Raw genomic sequence first — 14,722 nt, forward strand, 5'->3', positions numbered from 1 at the left:
GCCGGCCCGGGAGCCGCTCAGGCCCGGAAGCCGCCGTCGCTCGCGGCGGTAGTCGGTGGGGGAGGTGCCGAGGCGTATACCGGCCTGTCGATCGCCCGCCCGCAGCGCCCCGTGCCCACCCGGATCGGGAGGGCGCGGGGCGTGCGTCGGCTCAGACCTCGGCGGGAGTCTCGTTGTAGACGCCCGCGTAGTCCTGCCCGGACAACTTTTGGATCGCTTCCATGATCTCGTCGGTGATCTCGCGCCGGGCCCGGGCCACGTCGGTCCGCCCGTAGTGGCGCGAGAAGTCGAGCGGTTCGCCGAAGCGGGCGAGCGCGCGCGGGGACAGCTTGGGGATGTTCGAGCCGATCGGCTGGATTCGGTCGGTGCCGATGATCCCGACCGGGACGACCGGGCACCGCGCGGCCAGGGCCAGCCACGCGACGCCCGTCCGGCCCCGGTACAGCCGGCCGTCGCGCGAGCGGGTGCCCTCGGGGTAGATGCCGAACGCGTCGCCGCGCTCCAGTACCGAAAGGGCCGTCTCCAGCGCGGCCTTCGCCGCGCTGTGTGCACCGCGGGGCACGGGGACGGCGCCGATGCCGGTGAAGAAGGCCTTGCTGACCCGGCCCTTGAGCCCGGGGCCGTCGAAGTATTCGGCCTTGGCGAGGAACGACACCTTGCGTGGCATCACCACGGGGATCGCGACGCTGTCAACGAACGACAGGTGGTTGCTGGCGATGATGACCGGGCCGGTCATCGGAACATTCTCGCGGCCCTCGGTGCGCGGGCGGTAGATCGCCTTCGCGGTGGGAGCCACGACGCCATGCATGAACTTGTCGATCAGCACGGATCCCCCGTGGGAGTGGTGAGGTCTGAAAACACGCGCCACCTTATCGAGTCTGCGGCACCCTCACGACGCGTGTACCCACCTGTGCTGTTGACACAGGGTCGGCTGGTGGTCACGGTACGGGTGGTGGCACTTTCCGCCGGCGTTTTCGCCGAACGGCGGAGGCGGCGAAGGGGACGGCGCGCGCGGCCGGGCCGGCGCGGACCGATTCACACCCGACGGGCGAGCGATTCGAGCAGCAGGTCCAGCACGTCCTCGAAGGGACTGCCCGACATCCCCGCCGCCAGGTGCGGACGTACCGCGCCGATGGCCGGGTAGTCGGCGGCGGGCAACATCCGGTACGTCTCCTCCCACGACCGGTCGTCGGCCTCGCGCACCTCGGGGGCGAGCGTGGCATAGGACGCCTCCAGAGCCGCGTGGGCCAGCACGGTGTCGATGAACACGTGGTAATAGCGGGCCGCGTCGGCGGGGGAGAAGCCGGCCGAGAGCAACAGGGAGACGCCCAGCTCCACCGCCCGGAACTCGTTGTGCCGCCGGGTGACCCGCGCGGCGGCGATGGTGGCCACGCGCGGATGCCTCAGCTGGCCGTCCCGGACCCGCAGGCCCAGTTCGCGCAGCGACGCCACCCAGTCCGGGCCGGGCCGGTAGCCCGCCAACGTCTCGCCGATCAGGAAGTCGGCGATGCCCAGGAGCAGGTCGTCGGTGCTGCGGAAGTAACGGTAGACGGCGGTCGGGTCACACCCCAGGGCGGCGCCGAGTCTGCGGACGGTCAGCGCCTCCGCGCCGTGGTGGCCGATCAGCCGTACAGCACACTCGATGATGACATCCTCGGACAAAACCACTCCGGACTTGGTCGGCCTGCGGCGCCGACGCTCACCTATGACGCGATTTGTCCGAGATGGTTGCTCCGCGCTGTTCGATTGTGTTTGCTTTGCCCTGTTCGATGTATTCGTCTCGACTGTCGGGTCCATTGCTCCTCCGGGGACGTGCCCGCCACGGGGATCCACCTTACGTCAACACCATTGACGTAATTCTGACGCAAGCTGTTTCATCGGCGTCCACCCCTCCATCAGCTTTTGTCCTCCTTGGAGCGCCGATGTCAACGAACCTGCCCCGGGACGACGGCCCACCCGCGCTGCGCAAGTCGCTCGGCGTCGTCGACGGTGTCGCGGTCGCCGCGTCCAGCACGGCCGCCACCACCAGCATCGGCGTCGGCATGGGCAGCCTGGCCGCCACCGTCGGGTCGAGCACCCCGGTGATCATCCTGATCGCGTTCCTGCCCATGCTCGGCATCGCCGGCGCGTACGCCCGCCTCAACCGGGTCGAGCCCAACTGCGGCAGCGGCTATGTCTGGGTCGGCAAGTCGATCGGCCCGTGGTCCGGCTTCCTCACCGGCTGGGTCGCCCTGGCCGGGTCGGTCATCTTCCTCGCCTACACCAGCGCGATCACCGGCTCGGTGCTGCTCCAGTTCGCCAACCGGGCCGGGTGGCACGAGTTCGTCGGGCTGGCCCTGGACCCGAACTCGACCAAGCTCAGCACGGTGCTGGGGCTGGTCGTACTCGTGGTGGTCACCGTGCTCGCGGTCACCGGCGTGCACCAGGCCACCCGGCTTCAGACCTTCCTGCTCGTCTTCGAGTACGGCGTGCTGCTGATCTTCTGCTGTTGGGCGATCGCCGTCGGCGAGCAGCCGTTCTCGTTCTCCTGGTTCAACCCGTTCGAGATCGACTCCGTGCCGCACTTCGCGCAGGGCCTGGTGCTCGCGGTCTTCTTCTTCTGGGGCTGGGACGCGGCCTTCAGCGTCACCGAGGAGACCGAGAACCCCGAGGACTCGGCCCGGGGCGGACTGATCGCGCTGTTCGTGATGCTCGGCATGTTCCTGCTCGGCGCGATCGCCTTCCAGCGGGTGATGACCGTGCCCGAGATGACCGAGAACGGACCGCAGGGCCTGACCTTCCTCGGCGCCCATCTCGCCGCCGATCCGTGGGCAAGCCTGCCGCTGCTGGCGCTGATCTTCTCCGCGGTCGCCTCGCTCCAGTCCGGGGTCATCCCGACCGCGCGCGGCATGCTGGCGATGGGCCGGGACCAGACGCTCGGCAAGGTGTGGACCCGGATCCACCCGACGTTCGGTTCGCCCGCCATCGGCACGGTGCTGATCATGGCGATCGCCGCCGGCACCGCCGTCCTGGCGATCGGCATCCCCAAGCTCAACGACATGATCCTGGCCGCGGTCAACTCGATCGGCCTGATCGTCGCCTTCTACTACGGCCTCACCGCGATCGCGTGCGCCGTGCGCTTCGGGCCGACGCTGCGCGCCGATCCGCGCGAGGGGGTGCGGGCGGTGGTCATCCCCGCGCTCAGCGGCCTCGCGCTGCTCGGGGTCGGGGCGTACCTCTCCTACGACTACCTGACCATGAGCGACGGTTTCGAACTCAGCCCCGACAACGGCTGGTTCATGTTCTCGGTACCGATGGCGGTGATCCTCACCGGTCTGGGCTTCGCGGCCTACGCCAAGTACGTACGCAAGTCGCCCTATTTCGAGACCGGTCGCGGCACCGACGGTGACGCGATCGAACTGCCGATGGACCGCTACAACGACGCCGCCGACTTCGACGCATTCAAGGCCAGGGGACACGCATGAGCACCACCACCGTCATCACTCGCCCGGCGTCGGTCTCGGTGGCCGCCGACCTGGTCTTCACCGGTGGGCCGGTGTACGTCGTCGACGGTGCGCGCGGACGGGCGAGTTCGGTCGCCGTGCGGGACGGGCGCGTCGTCGCGGTCGGGCACGACGAGGTGCGCGAGCTGATCGGGACCCGCACCGAGGTGGTGGACCTCGCGGGTCGGCTGCTGATCCCCGGCTTCCAGGACGCACACGTGCACCCCGTGGGCGCCGGCATGGAGATGGGGCAGTGCGACCTGTCCGAGTACGAGACGCTCGCCGACTACCGGCGGGTGATCCGGGAGTACGCCGAGGCCGACGCCGACGTCGAGTGGATCACCGGCGGCGGCTGGTCCATGGAGGCCTTCCCCGGCGGCCTGCCGCACCGGTCGATGCTCGACGACATCGTCCCCGACCGGCCGGTGTACCTGCCCAACCGCGACCACCACGGCGCCTGGGCGAACAGCCTCGCGCTGCGCCTCGCGGGCATCACCCGCGACACCGCCGACCCGGCCGACGGGCGGATCGAGCGCGACGCGGACGGCGAGCCGACCGGCGTGCTCCAGGAGGGGGCGGCGAACCTGGTCGGCCGGTTGCTGCCGCCGTCGACCGCCGAGGACCAGGTCGCCGGGCTGCTGCGGGCACAGGCGGTCCTGCACTCGCTCGGCGTCACCGCGTGGCAGGACGCGCTCCTGGGTGCGCACGCGAACATCACCGACGCCACCTCCGCGTACCTGACGGCGGTGGATCGTGGGCAACTCACTGCCCGGGTGGTCGGTTCGTTGTGGTGGGAGCGCGATCGTGGGGCGGAGCAGATCGAGGACCTGCTCGCGCGGCGAGCGGCGGGCACCCGGGGGCGGCTGTCCTGTCGGACGGTGAAGATCATGCAGGACGGGATCGCGGAGAACTTCACCGCCGCGATGCTCAGCCCGTACCTGACCTCGTGCGGCTGCGCCTCGGACAACAGCGGGATCAGCTTCATCGAACCGGAGGCGCTGCGCGGCTACGTGACGGCCCTGGACGCGCACGACTTCCAGGTGCACTTCCACGCGCTGGGCGACCGCGCGGTGCGCGAGGCGCTGGACGCGGTCGCGGCGATGCGGGCGGCGAACGGCTGGAAGGACACTCGGCCGCACCTCGCCCACCTCCAGGTGGTGCACCCGGACGACATCCCGCGCTTTCGCGCACTCGGGGCGAGCGCCAACATGCAGCCGCTGTGGGCCGCGCACGAGCCGCAGATGGACACGCTGACCATTCCCTTCCTGGGCCCGGAGCGGGCCGCGTGGCAGTACCCGTTCGGCGAACTGGCGCGCAGCGGCGCGACATTGGTCGCGGGCAGCGACTGGCCGGTGTCCAGCCCCGATCCGCTGCACGGGATCCACGTGGCGGTGAACCGGCGGGTGCTCGGGTCGGACTCCCCGGTGTTCTTCCCGGAGCAGCGGTTGGATCTGCACGCGGCGCTGGCGGCGTACACGGCGGGCAGCGCGTATGTGAACCACCTGGACGACACCGGGAGCATCGTGGTGGGCAACCACGCGGACCTGGTGGTGTTGGATCGCGATCCGTTCGCGGGGGCGGCGGGGGAGATCGGCTCGACGCGGGTGGTGGAGACGTTCGTGGGCGGGGAGCGGGTGTTCGGGGGGTAGGGCGGGGACGCGGGCTTGGGCAGGGGTTTGTCACTCACGTGGGTGAGGGGATTCCGCGACGAGCGCGACACGTATCGGCCGGAGGCGGCCGCCGACGCGTGGTCGCGGACGGTGGCACTGCTGTGGGAGACGTCGGTGCGGGGATGACCACCCTCCCGATCACACCGGTTGGATGGGGAGTTTCGGATAGTGCATCCTTTGCCGTGGCTGTGCCGGTATCGACCGCGCCGCGGCACCCGAAGGCAGGTGCCGCAAACCCGGTGTGGGAGCAACCGGCGCGGCGTCGAGTAAGTATGAAAAGATCGTCGCCGAACTCTGCGGGGCGCATCGTCCGATCCGCCGCACCCCGCAGTCGGCCCGCCAACCCGGGCCGGCCCGGGACCCGTCCGTCCCGATCCCGCCGCGTCGCGCCCGGCGGGATCGGGGGACGGGTTTCGGCGCTTCACGGGTGCCTACGCCCTTACGCGGTCGGCGAAATCGGGCCGCGTCGATGATCACCGCGCCGGTGATGCTGCCTATGGTTGACGCGATCGAAGAAGCGCCTGGCATGGGGGACCGTTCATGATCGTCGAATACATCCGCTACACGATCGCCGAGGCGGAGTCCGGTGAATTCGAGGCGGCCTACGCCCGCGCGGCCGTGTCGCTGGCCGCCGCGCCGGAGTGTGTGGACTACGAGTTGAGCCGATGTGCGCAGGAGCCGTCCGCGTACATCCTGCGGATTCGCTGGACCTCGGCCGACGAGCACCTGAACGGCTTCCGCAAGGGGCCGCACTTCGCCGCCTTCTTCGCCGCGATCCGGCCGTACGTGGCCGCGATCGAGGAGATGCGGCACTACGCGGTGACCGAGGTGGTCGGCCGGGGTGGGTCGACGCCGACGCTGTACGAGTGGGCCGGCGGCGCGCCCGCGTTCGAGAAGTTGTTCACCACGTTCTACGACCGGGTGGCCAAGGACGAGATCCTGGCCCCGGTGTTCGCCGACATGGACGCGCACCACGCGGAGCACGTCGCGGCATGGCTGGCCGAGGTGTTCGGCGGCCCGGCGCGCTACAGCACCGAGTTGGGCGGGCACCGGCACATGGCCTCGAAGCATCTGGGCCGGGGAATCAGCGAGACGCAGCGGCGGCGCTGGGTGGCCCTGCTCCTGGAGACGGCCGACGACGTGGAACTGCCCGCCGACCCGGAGTTCCGGGGCGTGCTGGCGTACTACCTGGAGTGGGGCACCCGGATGGCGATCATCTACTCCGGCCCCAACCCGCCGCCGCTGCCCGAAACACCCATGCCGCGCTGGGACTGGGGCCGGACGCCGCCGTATCGGGGCTGAGCACACGCCCGGCCGGCGCGCGGCCGACGGGATCGCGGTTCGGGCCCGACGAGGGCCCGACCCGAACCCGGACGGGAGCCGACCCGACTCCGCCGCTACGCGCGTCGGTTACGGTCCGCGGATAGCTGACTGCCCATCAGATTGCCGATATAAGCGGCCAAACGGACGTATCACGGTTCAAACCCAAAATTTGGGTAACGGTAACCACTCCCCTTGGCAAGGATTTCCGTTCCGTACCGACCGTCCCCTCGTCGCATCGGTCCTTCGCACGGCAGCATCTGCGGCGTCGATGTCACTCGTGACAGCTCCGTCACATGGAGGAACACCCACGTGAAGAGACACACTCTCGTCGCGTTCGCAGCCGCCACGACGCTGGTGGGCGGGCTCCTGACCCTCGCCCCACCGGCCCTGGCGGACGACTCCCCGGCACCCTCGGCCGAGTCCGCGTCCACCCCCATCGCCTGGAAGAGCTGCGGCAGCTCGAATTATCCGAAGCTGGAATGCGGTTCGTTGCAGGTCCCGATGGACCACAGCCGTCCCGACGGGCAGAAGATCACGATCGCGGTCTCGCGGATTCCGCACACCGCCGCCAAGTCGCTCGGTCCGCTCCTGGTCAACCCCGGCGGTCCCGGCGCGCCCGGCCGCGGTCTGGCCGGCTACGTCGCGAAGAACCTGCGCCCCGAGGTGGCCGCGCAGTTCGACGTGATCGGCTTCGACCCCCGCGGCGCCGGCGCGAGCGAGCCGCACCTGGACTGCGTCCCGGGCTTCAACAACCCGGTGCGTCCGAACACCGTCCCCGACGACTTCGGCGACGAATTCGCCAACATCAAGCGGGTGTACACCTTCGCCAAGGCGTGCGGTGACAAGTACGGCGACTTCCTGAAGTACATGAACACGCCGGCCCAGGCCGCGGACATGGACTCGATCCGCGCCGCGCTGGGCGCCAAGCAGATCAGCTACTTCGGCTACTCGTACGGCACCTACCTCGGTTCGGTCTACGCCAAGCTGTTCCCGAGCCGGGTCAAGCGCCTGGTGCTGGACAGCATCGTCGACCCGAGCAGGGACAGCGTCTGGTACGGCGGCCAGCTCACCCAGGACGTGGCGTTCGACGCCAACATGAAGGCGTTCTTCGCCTGGGTCGCCAAGTACGACGCGAACTACCGCCTGGGCACCGACCCGGCCCAGGTCGAGAAGGCCTGGTACACGATGCGCGGGGCGCTGGCCAAGACGCCGGCGGAGGGTGTCGTCGGCGCCTCCGAACTCGAGGACGCGTTCGCGCAGGGCGGCTACAACGACGCCTACTGGGCCGAGTTGGCCGAGGGCTTCTCGGGCTACGCGGTCGACCACGTCACCGGTCCGCTGCGTACCGCCTACGAGGACCTGGCGGCGGCCAGTCCCGGCAACGACAACATCAACAGCGGCTACCTGGCCACCCAGTGCCGGGACGCGGCGTGGCCGAAGGACTGGGCCACCTGGCACCGGGACGCGGTCAAGACCTACGCCAAGGCGCCGTTCCTGACCTGGAACAACGTCTGGTTCAACGCGGCGTGCGCGTTCTGGCCCACCAGCAGCCTCAAGCCGGTGAACGTCGCCAACGACAAGCTGCCCAAGACGCTGCTGTTCCAGGCGACCAACGACGCCGCGACCCCGTACGAGGGTGGCGTCACCATGCACCGCCTGCTGCGCGACTCGGCCCTCGTGGTCGAGCAGGGCGGGCGCAACCACGGCATCTCGCTCAGCGGCAGCACCTGCCTGGACGACTACCTGAACGAGTACCTGATCACCGGGAAGACCCCGAAGGGCAACGGCCACGGACCGGCCGACGCGGTTTGCCGGAAGCAGCCGGACCCGGTCCCCAACGCGGCCGAGGCCAAGCTGAAGGCGGACGCCCCGAAGGTCTCCAAGACCGCCCTGTAGGGCACCGCGCACCGGAGTTCACCAGGGACGGGCCCGTCGCCTCGGCGACGGGCCCGTTCGCGTGTCCGGCCCTGCCGGTCGAGGCAGTCGGCCCCGCTGCCGGGCCGGCCGCGGGATGTGCCGGCCCCCGTGCTGCCGTAAGGTCTGCTGCCGAGGTACGGCGAAGGGGGCGGCGGTGCACCTGACGGGTGTCGGCAAGCGGTACGGCCTGCGCGGTCCGTGGGTGTTGCGCGCGGTGGACCTGCATCTGCCGCGCGGCGCGCTGATCCGGGTCGAGGGCGGCAACGGCGGCGGCAAGTCCACCCTGCTGCGGGTGCTGGCCGGCGTGTGCGAGCCGACCACCGGCAGCGTCACCGAACGCGGCACGGCCGCCTACGTCCCCGAGCGTTTCCCGCCCGAACTGCCGCTCACCGCCCGGCGATACCTGACCCACCTGGGCCGACTGCACGGCCTCACCGGCCGGGAGAGCCGGCGCCGCGCGGACGAATGGGCCGAACGCCTCGGCTTCGCCGACAAGATACGCGCGCCGCTGCGCGGGTTGTCCAAGGGCACCTGCCAAAAGGTGGCGGTGGCCCAGGCGTTCCTGGCCGAACCGGATCTGCTGGTCCTGGACGAGGCGTGGACCGGGCTCGACCAACCCTCGCGCGAGGTCCTGGACGGCTGCGTGGTCGAGCGCATCGAGGCGGGCGCCACCGCGGTCTTCGTCGACCACGACCCCCGGCGGCTCGCCGACCAGGTGTACGAGACGTATCGGGTCGAGGCGGGCGCGGTCGTCGCGGCGATTCCCGAGGCCCAGGCGATCCGGGTGCTGATCGACATAGACACCGGGCCGAGCCCCGAACTGGACCGACTCCCGGGCGATCCGGTCCGCGAGCAGAGCAGGCCCGGCGTGGTGCGCCTGCACAGCAGCACCGCGCACTCCGACGCGCTGCTGCGGCATCTGCTCACCGCCGTGCCCGGGATCAGCGTCCGAGCGGTCCACCGGGAAGGAGACGGCGCGTGATCTCCGCCGTGGTGCGCTATCAGGCGGCGCTGCTGCTGCTCTCGTATCGGTGGGTGCCGCCGGTCCTGCTCTACGCCGCGGTGATGGGTATCGGGGTGGCCGGTGGCGATCCGCTGCTGTCCTCGTTCGCGTGGGCGGCGGCCGCGATCATGCCGGCCGCGGTGTGGCTGACGCGCGTGGCCGTCACGGTCGAGCCCGCGGCGGCCCGGCACACCGCCTCGGCGGCGGTCGGGCCCGGGCGCGCGCACCTGGCCGGGCTGCTCGTCGCGTTGACCCTGACCTGCCTGCTCGCCGCGATCTGCACCGGCGCGCTCGCCACCGGCACGGATCACATCGCCAACCACGCCACGCACGGCGTCGGTCGCGGCGAGGCGCTCGCCGCCGGCGCGATGGCCCAGTTCGTCACCATCCTGGCCGGCGTCGCGATCGGCGCGCTGACGAACCGCCCGGTGCTGCGCCGAGCCGCGTACGCCGTCCCGCTCGCGGCGCTGCTCACCCTCGCCGCCCTGGTCACCCCCGGCAGCCCGGCGGCCCGGGTGCTGAAGGTGCTCACCGACGCCGCCACAAACGACGAAATCACCCTCCCCACCACCCAACTGGCCGTCACCGCAGGCGTATTCGTTGTCGCCATCGCCCTGACCTGCCGCATGGCCGCCCGGGTGGAACACGACTGACGGGGCGTCATTCGGCGGCGTCCACCCGCACCGTCACCACTCAGGAGGCTCCCAGCCAGGTGGCCAGGTAGGGCGGGACGTCCTGGTCGGCGCGGTCGGGGCGGATGGGGCCCCGGGTGGTGGTGAGGGGGACCACGCCCGCGTAGTAGGGGAGGTCGAGGTCGTCGGGGTCCTCGGCCAGGCCGTGGTCGCGGACCTTCGCGGCCACCTGGTCCAGGTCCAGGCGCAGCACCGTGGTCTGCGCGTTCTCCTTCGGGCTCGGCGCGCGTACGTCGTCGGCGCGGCCCGGCACCAGGTGGTCGATGATCACCCGGTAGGCGTGCAGCTGTTCGTCGGTGTCGGTGACGTGCACGAGCGGACCGTGCGCGATCACGCAGCGGTAGTCCACCGAGTGGTGCATCGCCGAGCGGGAGAGCACCACCGAGTCGACGTGGGTGACCGAGATCGCCACCGGCACCCCCTCGGCGCCGCTCGCCCGGGCCGCGAGGGCGAGTCGGCCGCCGCTGGAGGTGTGCAGGTACAGGCGCTCCCCGTCGCGTCCGAACGCGAGCGGGATCAGCTGGGGCCGGCCGTCGACGGTGAACGAGACGTGCGCCATGAAGCCGGCGTCCAGGATCGCGTGCACCACGTCGACGTCGTAGCGCATGCGGTCGCGGTGACGCTTCGGGGCGGTGGCGGCGGTGACGGGGTACTCGGCCATCACGAATCCTTTGTACTAGTTCAAAGTGCTCTTTGGAGTAGTACAATAAAGCCGGACCTGGGGAGGCTGTCAACGGCATAACCTCCTCCCGGAATGTGCCCAGGACGCAGGAGAAGCATGGCCACCACCGGTCGTACCGCCGCCGACATCGCCGCATCCGTCGAGCGCGACCTGCACGCGCGCGAGATCGCCCCCGGCGACGCCCTGCCGCCCGTGCGCACGCTCGCGGCCGAACTCGGCGTGAACGCGAACACCGTCGCCGCCGCCTACCGCACCCTGCGCGAGCGCGGCATCGTGGAGACCCACGGCCGGGCCGGCACCCGCATCCGGGCCCGCCCGGCCACCACCCAGCGCAACACCCTGGGCCCGAACGTGCCGCCCGGCGCGCGCGACCTGGCGAGCGGCGAGCCCGACCCCGCGCTACTGCCCTCGCCGGTCTTCCCCGAGCCGAGCCACTGGCGACCCCTGTACGTGCACGGCGCGCTGTACCCGCCGTTCGAGGACGCCGCCCGCGCCGTGCTCGACGCGGCGGGCGTGCCCACCGACCACCTGGCCGCCACCTCCGGCGCGCTCGACGGCATCGAGCGCTCGCTCACCGCACACCTGCGCCCCGGCGACCTGGTCGCGGTCGAGGACCCGGGCTGGAGCAACCTGCTCGACCTGCTCGGCGCGCTCAACCTCACCCCCCGCCCGATCCCCGTCGACGACCAGGGACCCGACCCCGCCGCGACAGAGGACGCGCTGCGCGCCGGCGCCCGCGCGTTCGTGGTCACCGCCCGCGCGCACAACCCCACCGGCGCCTCGGTGTCCGCCCACCGCGCCGCCGCGCTGCGCTCGATCCTGGCCGCACACCCGCGGGTGGTGCTCCTGGAGGACGACCACGGCAACGACATCTCCGACCGCGACCTGCACACCCTCGCCGGCGTCACCGCCCACTGGGCACACATCCGCTCGGCCTCCAAGGCGTACGGGCCCGACCTGCGCTGCGCCATGCTGGCCGGCGACGCGATCACCATCGACCGGATCATCGGCCGGCAGCGGCTCGGCCCCGGCTGGATCAGCCACGCGCTCCAGCACGCGGTCGCCCACGCGTGGACCTCCGCCGAGGTCGCCGCACACATCCGCGTCGCCCGGGAGGCGTACCGGGTGCGCCGGACCGGGCTGATCGAGGCACTGCGCGAGCGGGGCGTGCGGGCGGTGGGCGACACCGGGATCAACGTGTGGATCGAGGTCCGGGACGAGACCGCCGCCGTCGCCGGCCTGCTCGCCCGGGGGTGGGTCGTGGCTCCCGGCGCGCGCTACCGGATCACCTCGCCGCCCGGCCTGCGGATCACCGTGGCCACGCTCACCGCCGAGGAGACCGGCCCGCTGGCCGACGCGGTCGCCGAGGCGGTACACACGGGAGCGGCCCGCCCGGGGCGGTGAACGAAGACCCGGCGCGGCGAGGCCCCCGGGGACGCGGCGGCCGGTCGCCGCGGATCCACGCGGCACAATGTCCGAGATGGGAGGTGGGGCAAACCGAACCGTGACGTCGGGGGCTGTCACCCTCGCATCCGCGTCCCCGTGCCGGAGAGCATGGGCACACTCCACCGTCACGTCCGCAGCACTCCGAGGATGCCGATGCCCACCTTCCTGAAGGCCCCGTTCACTCGACGAACATGGGCCGAGTTCGGCTACGCCATCCTCACCTTCCCGCTCGCGGTGTTCGGATTCGGCGTCGCCTTCACGCTCGCCGCGTTCGGGATCGCCCTGACGGTCACCCTGATCGGCCTGCCCCTCCTCGCCCTGCTCGTGATGGGCGCCCGCGCGTGGGGCGGCGTGCACCGCGGCCTGGCCCGGGGCATGCTCGGGGTCCGGGTACCGCCGCCGAGCCCCTTCCGGCGCCGGCCCGGACCGCTCGGGCTGCTCGGATCCGCGCTCGGCAACGCCGAGGGCTGGCGGGCGGTCGCGTACACCGTGCTCAAGCTCCCGCTGGGCCTGCTCATCGTGATGGTCACCGGCATCTTCTGGGGCAACGGCCTGGCCCTGCTGGTCTACCCGGTGCTCATGGCCGCCTTCGACCCGCACGTCACCGACTCCGACGGCGTCGTGCACCACTCGGGGATCCAGATCAACGACCTGTACTTCGACACCCTGCCGCTGCAACTGGTCGTGTCCGTGGTGGGCGCGCTGATCCTGCTGCTCGCGCCGTGGGCGGTCCGAGGCGTCGTACTGCTCGACCGCCTCCTCATCCCCGCCCTGCTCGGACCCAGCAAGTCCGCCCAGCGCATGGCCGACCTGGAGGAGACCCGCGCGATCGCCGTCGACGACTCGGCCGCCACGCTGCGCCGGATCGAGCGCGACCTGCACGACGGCGCCCAGGCCCGACTCGTGGCGCTCGCGATGAACCTGAGCCTGGCCAGGGAGAAGCTCGACGCCGAGGACGCCGAGCGCCCGATGGACGTGGACCGCGCCCGCACCCTCGTGGACAGCGCGCTCGGCAACGCCCGGGAGGCGATCGTGGAACTGCGCGACCTCGCCCGAGGGATCCACCCGCCGGTGCTCGACCAGGGCCTGGACGCCGCGCTGGCCACCCTGGCGGCGTGCAGCACGGTGCCGGTGGAGGTGCGCACCGACATCCCGGTCCGGCCGCCCGCCACGATCGAGACCATCGCGTACTTCTGCGCCGCCGAGCTGCTCACCAACGTCGCGCACCACTCGGGCGCGACCGCCGCGATCGTGGACGTGAGTGTGCGCGAGGGCCTGCTGCGGTTGTCGGTCACCGACAACGGGCGCGGCGGCGCGCACGGGGGCAAGGGCAGCGGCCTCACCGGACTGGTCGAGCGGGCCCGCACGGTGGACGGCGTCCTGCGCATCGACAGCCCGATCGGCGGGCCGACCCAGGTGACGGTGGACCTGCCGATCCGTGGCTGAGCCGGTCGCCGGGCCGCCGGCCGGGGGGCCGGCCCGGGCATGGGACGATCGGGCCCATGCGCATCGTCATCGCCGAGGACGCCGCCATCCTGCGGGACGGCCTCGTCCAACTGCTTCTCGACCGCGACCACGAGGTGGCCGCGGCCGTTCCCGACGCCGACGCGCTGCGGGCGGCCGTGGCCGAGCACCAACCCGATGTGTGCGTGGTCGACATCCGGATGCCGCCCACGCATACCGACGAGGGGCTGCGGGCCGCGCTCGACATCCGGCGCGAGCATCCCGGCATCGGTGTGCTGGTCTTCTCGCAGTACATCGAGACCCGCTACGCCGCCCAACTGCTCGGCGGCAACGCGGCGGGGGTGGGTTACCTGCTCAAGGAACGGGTGGTGGACACCCGGGACTTCACCGACGCGCTGGAGCGGGTCGCGGCCGGTGGCACCGCGCTGGACCCCGAGGTGGTCACCCAGTTGTTCGGCGCGGGCCTGCGCAGCGGCGGGCTGAACACGCTGACCCCGCGCGAGCACGAGGTCCTGGGCCTGATGGCCGAGGGACGCACCAACGCGGCGATCGCGAAGAAGATGGTGGTGACCGAGCGGGCGGTGGAGAAGCACGTCGGCAACATCTTCACCAAACTGGATCTGCCGCCCTCGGACACCGATCACCGACGGGTGATGGCGGTGTTGCGGTACCTGCAGCTGTGACCGTCGCCGCACGGGTTGCGGCAGGGCCGGTGTGGGACGCGCGGATCTCCCCCTCCGGGATCCGTGCGTCCCACACCGGCCCACGGGACCGTCCGTAGGTTCAGGGTGTCGGGATCTGCGCCGCCGTGTGTGCGGGGCGAACGACGTACCGTGGGCCGGACACGAGCGAGGCGAACGTGGACGGCGGGGCGGATCGGGGGGCGGCCGCGGGCCCCGTGGTCCCCAACTCGAGCGTGCCCGGACCACCTTGGGTCGCGTCGCCGCACGCGGTCAGTCCGATGACGGTCGAGATCACCGCCGCGAGCATGCACGCCGCCGTCCCGGGCAGCGCCAGGCCGCGACTCACCCGGCCGGACTCAC

General features: G+C 71.6%; 12 protein-coding genes. 9 read left to right on the forward strand and 3 right to left on the reverse strand.

Translation table 11 applies throughout. The features are described from left to right. Nucleotides 1-151: 151 nt before the first annotated feature. Nucleotides 152-826 carry a lysophospholipid acyltransferase family protein gene (locus tag ACFRCG_RS22405; RefSeq protein ID WP_380033985.1) on the reverse strand — a complete coding sequence of 225 codons (675 nt, stop codon included), beginning with the start codon at nucleotides 824-826 and terminating at the stop codon, nucleotides 152-154. A gap of 209 nt (nucleotides 827-1,035) precedes the next feature. Beyond that, nucleotides 1,036-1,668, reverse strand: a complete 633-nt coding sequence (locus ACFRCG_RS22410; RefSeq protein WP_380033987.1) for a TetR/AcrR family transcriptional regulator — start codon at nucleotides 1,666-1,668, stop codon at nucleotides 1,036-1,038. A gap of 254 nt (nucleotides 1,669-1,922) precedes the next feature. Between ACFRCG_RS22410 and ACFRCG_RS22415 the strand changes: the two genes are divergently transcribed. From ACFRCG_RS22415 to ACFRCG_RS22440, 6 genes are all read left to right on the forward strand, one after another. Then, entirely contained in the window at nucleotides 1,923-3,464 is a 1,542-nt protein-coding gene (locus ACFRCG_RS22415) for an APC family permease (RefSeq protein WP_380033989.1), read from the forward strand. Continuing rightward, nucleotides 3,461-5,131, forward strand: a complete 1,671-nt coding sequence (locus tag ACFRCG_RS22420; RefSeq protein ID WP_380033991.1) for an amidohydrolase — start codon at nucleotides 3,461-3,463, stop codon at nucleotides 5,129-5,131. Before ACFRCG_RS22415 ends, ACFRCG_RS22420 begins: the two co-directional genes overlap by 4 nt. 561 nt (nucleotides 5,132-5,692) lie before the next feature. After that, nucleotides 5,693-6,454, forward strand: a complete 762-nt coding sequence (locus ACFRCG_RS22425) for a group II truncated hemoglobin (RefSeq protein WP_380033993.1) — start codon at nucleotides 5,693-5,695, stop codon at nucleotides 6,452-6,454. A 522-nt stretch (nucleotides 6,455-6,976) separates the two neighbouring features. Continuing rightward, nucleotides 6,977-8,371: an alpha/beta hydrolase gene (locus tag ACFRCG_RS22430; protein WP_380034072.1), complete on the forward strand. Its 1,395-nt coding sequence runs from the start codon at nucleotides 6,977-6,979 to the stop codon at nucleotides 8,369-8,371. Between the two features lie 175 nt (nucleotides 8,372-8,546). Next, nucleotides 8,547-9,374: an ATP-binding cassette domain-containing protein gene (locus ACFRCG_RS22435; RefSeq protein ID WP_380033995.1), complete on the forward strand. Its 828-nt coding sequence runs from the start codon at nucleotides 8,547-8,549 to the stop codon at nucleotides 9,372-9,374. Further along, the gene (locus ACFRCG_RS22440) at nucleotides 9,371-10,048 is read left to right on the forward strand and encodes an ABC transporter (RefSeq protein ID WP_380033997.1); all 678 of its coding nucleotides are present in this window, start codon (nucleotides 9,371-9,373) and stop codon (nucleotides 10,046-10,048) included. The genes ACFRCG_RS22435 and ACFRCG_RS22440 overlap by 4 nt, the downstream gene beginning before the upstream one ends. Nucleotides 10,049-10,088: 40 nt before the next feature. On the opposite strand, the gene ACFRCG_RS22445 is transcribed toward ACFRCG_RS22440, so the two are convergent. Beyond that, on the reverse strand, nucleotides 10,089-10,748 hold the full coding sequence (locus ACFRCG_RS22445; protein ID WP_380033999.1) for a pyridoxamine 5'-phosphate oxidase family protein: 660 nt from the start codon (nucleotides 10,746-10,748) through the stop codon (nucleotides 10,089-10,091). A 117-nt stretch (nucleotides 10,749-10,865) separates the two neighbouring features. On the opposite strand from ACFRCG_RS22445, the gene ACFRCG_RS22450 reads away from it, so the two are divergent. The 3 genes from ACFRCG_RS22450 (at nucleotide 10,866) to ACFRCG_RS22460 (ending at nucleotide 14,362) form a co-directional block, all read left to right on the forward strand. Then, complete coding sequence (locus ACFRCG_RS22450) at nucleotides 10,866-12,173, forward strand: aminotransferase class I/II-fold pyridoxal phosphate-dependent enzyme (RefSeq protein ID WP_380034001.1); 1,308 nt, start codon at nucleotides 10,866-10,868, stop codon at nucleotides 12,171-12,173. 195 nt (nucleotides 12,174-12,368) lie between these two features. Further along, entirely contained in the window at nucleotides 12,369-13,661 is a 1,293-nt protein-coding gene (locus ACFRCG_RS22455; protein ID WP_380034003.1) for a sensor histidine kinase, read from the forward strand. Nucleotides 13,662-13,717: 56 nt separating this feature from the next. Next, the gene (locus tag ACFRCG_RS22460) at nucleotides 13,718-14,362 is read left to right on the forward strand and encodes a response regulator transcription factor (RefSeq protein WP_380034005.1); all 645 of its coding nucleotides are present in this window, start codon (nucleotides 13,718-13,720) and stop codon (nucleotides 14,360-14,362) included. The last annotated feature ends 360 nt before the right edge of the window (nucleotides 14,363-14,722 follow it).

The sequence above is a fragment of the Embleya sp. NPDC056575 genome (assembly GCF_042793325.1).
Taxonomy (GTDB): Bacteria; Actinomycetota; Actinomycetes; order Streptomycetales; family Streptomycetaceae; genus Embleya.

What these genes read in the sequence shown, in the direction of transcription:
- ACFRCG_RS22415 (WP_380033989.1), top strand. Translation starts at nt 1,923, where the DNA reads ATGTCAACGAACCTGCCCCGGGACGACGGCCCACCCGCGCTGCGCAAG.
- ACFRCG_RS22420 (WP_380033991.1), top strand. Translation starts at nt 3,461, where the DNA reads ATGAGCACCACCACCGTCATCACTCGCCCGGCGTCGGTCTCGGTGGCC.
- ACFRCG_RS22425 (WP_380033993.1), top strand. Translation starts at nt 5,693, where the DNA reads ATGATCGTCGAATACATCCGCTACACGATCGCCGAGGCGGAGTCCGGT.
- ACFRCG_RS22430 (WP_380034072.1), top strand. Translation starts at nt 6,977, where the DNA reads ATGGACCACAGCCGTCCCGACGGGCAGAAGATCACGATCGCGGTCTCG.
- ACFRCG_RS22445 (WP_380033999.1), bottom strand. Translation starts at nt 10,748, where the DNA reads ATGGCCGAGTACCCCGTCACCGCCGCCACCGCCCCGAAGCGTCACCGC.
- ACFRCG_RS22450 (WP_380034001.1), top strand. Translation starts at nt 10,866, where the DNA reads ATGGCCACCACCGGTCGTACCGCCGCCGACATCGCCGCATCCGTCGAG.
- ACFRCG_RS22455 (WP_380034003.1), top strand. Translation starts at nt 12,369, where the DNA reads ATGCCCACCTTCCTGAAGGCCCCGTTCACTCGACGAACATGGGCCGAG.
- ACFRCG_RS22460 (WP_380034005.1), top strand. Translation starts at nt 13,718, where the DNA reads ATGCGCATCGTCATCGCCGAGGACGCCGCCATCCTGCGGGACGGCCTC.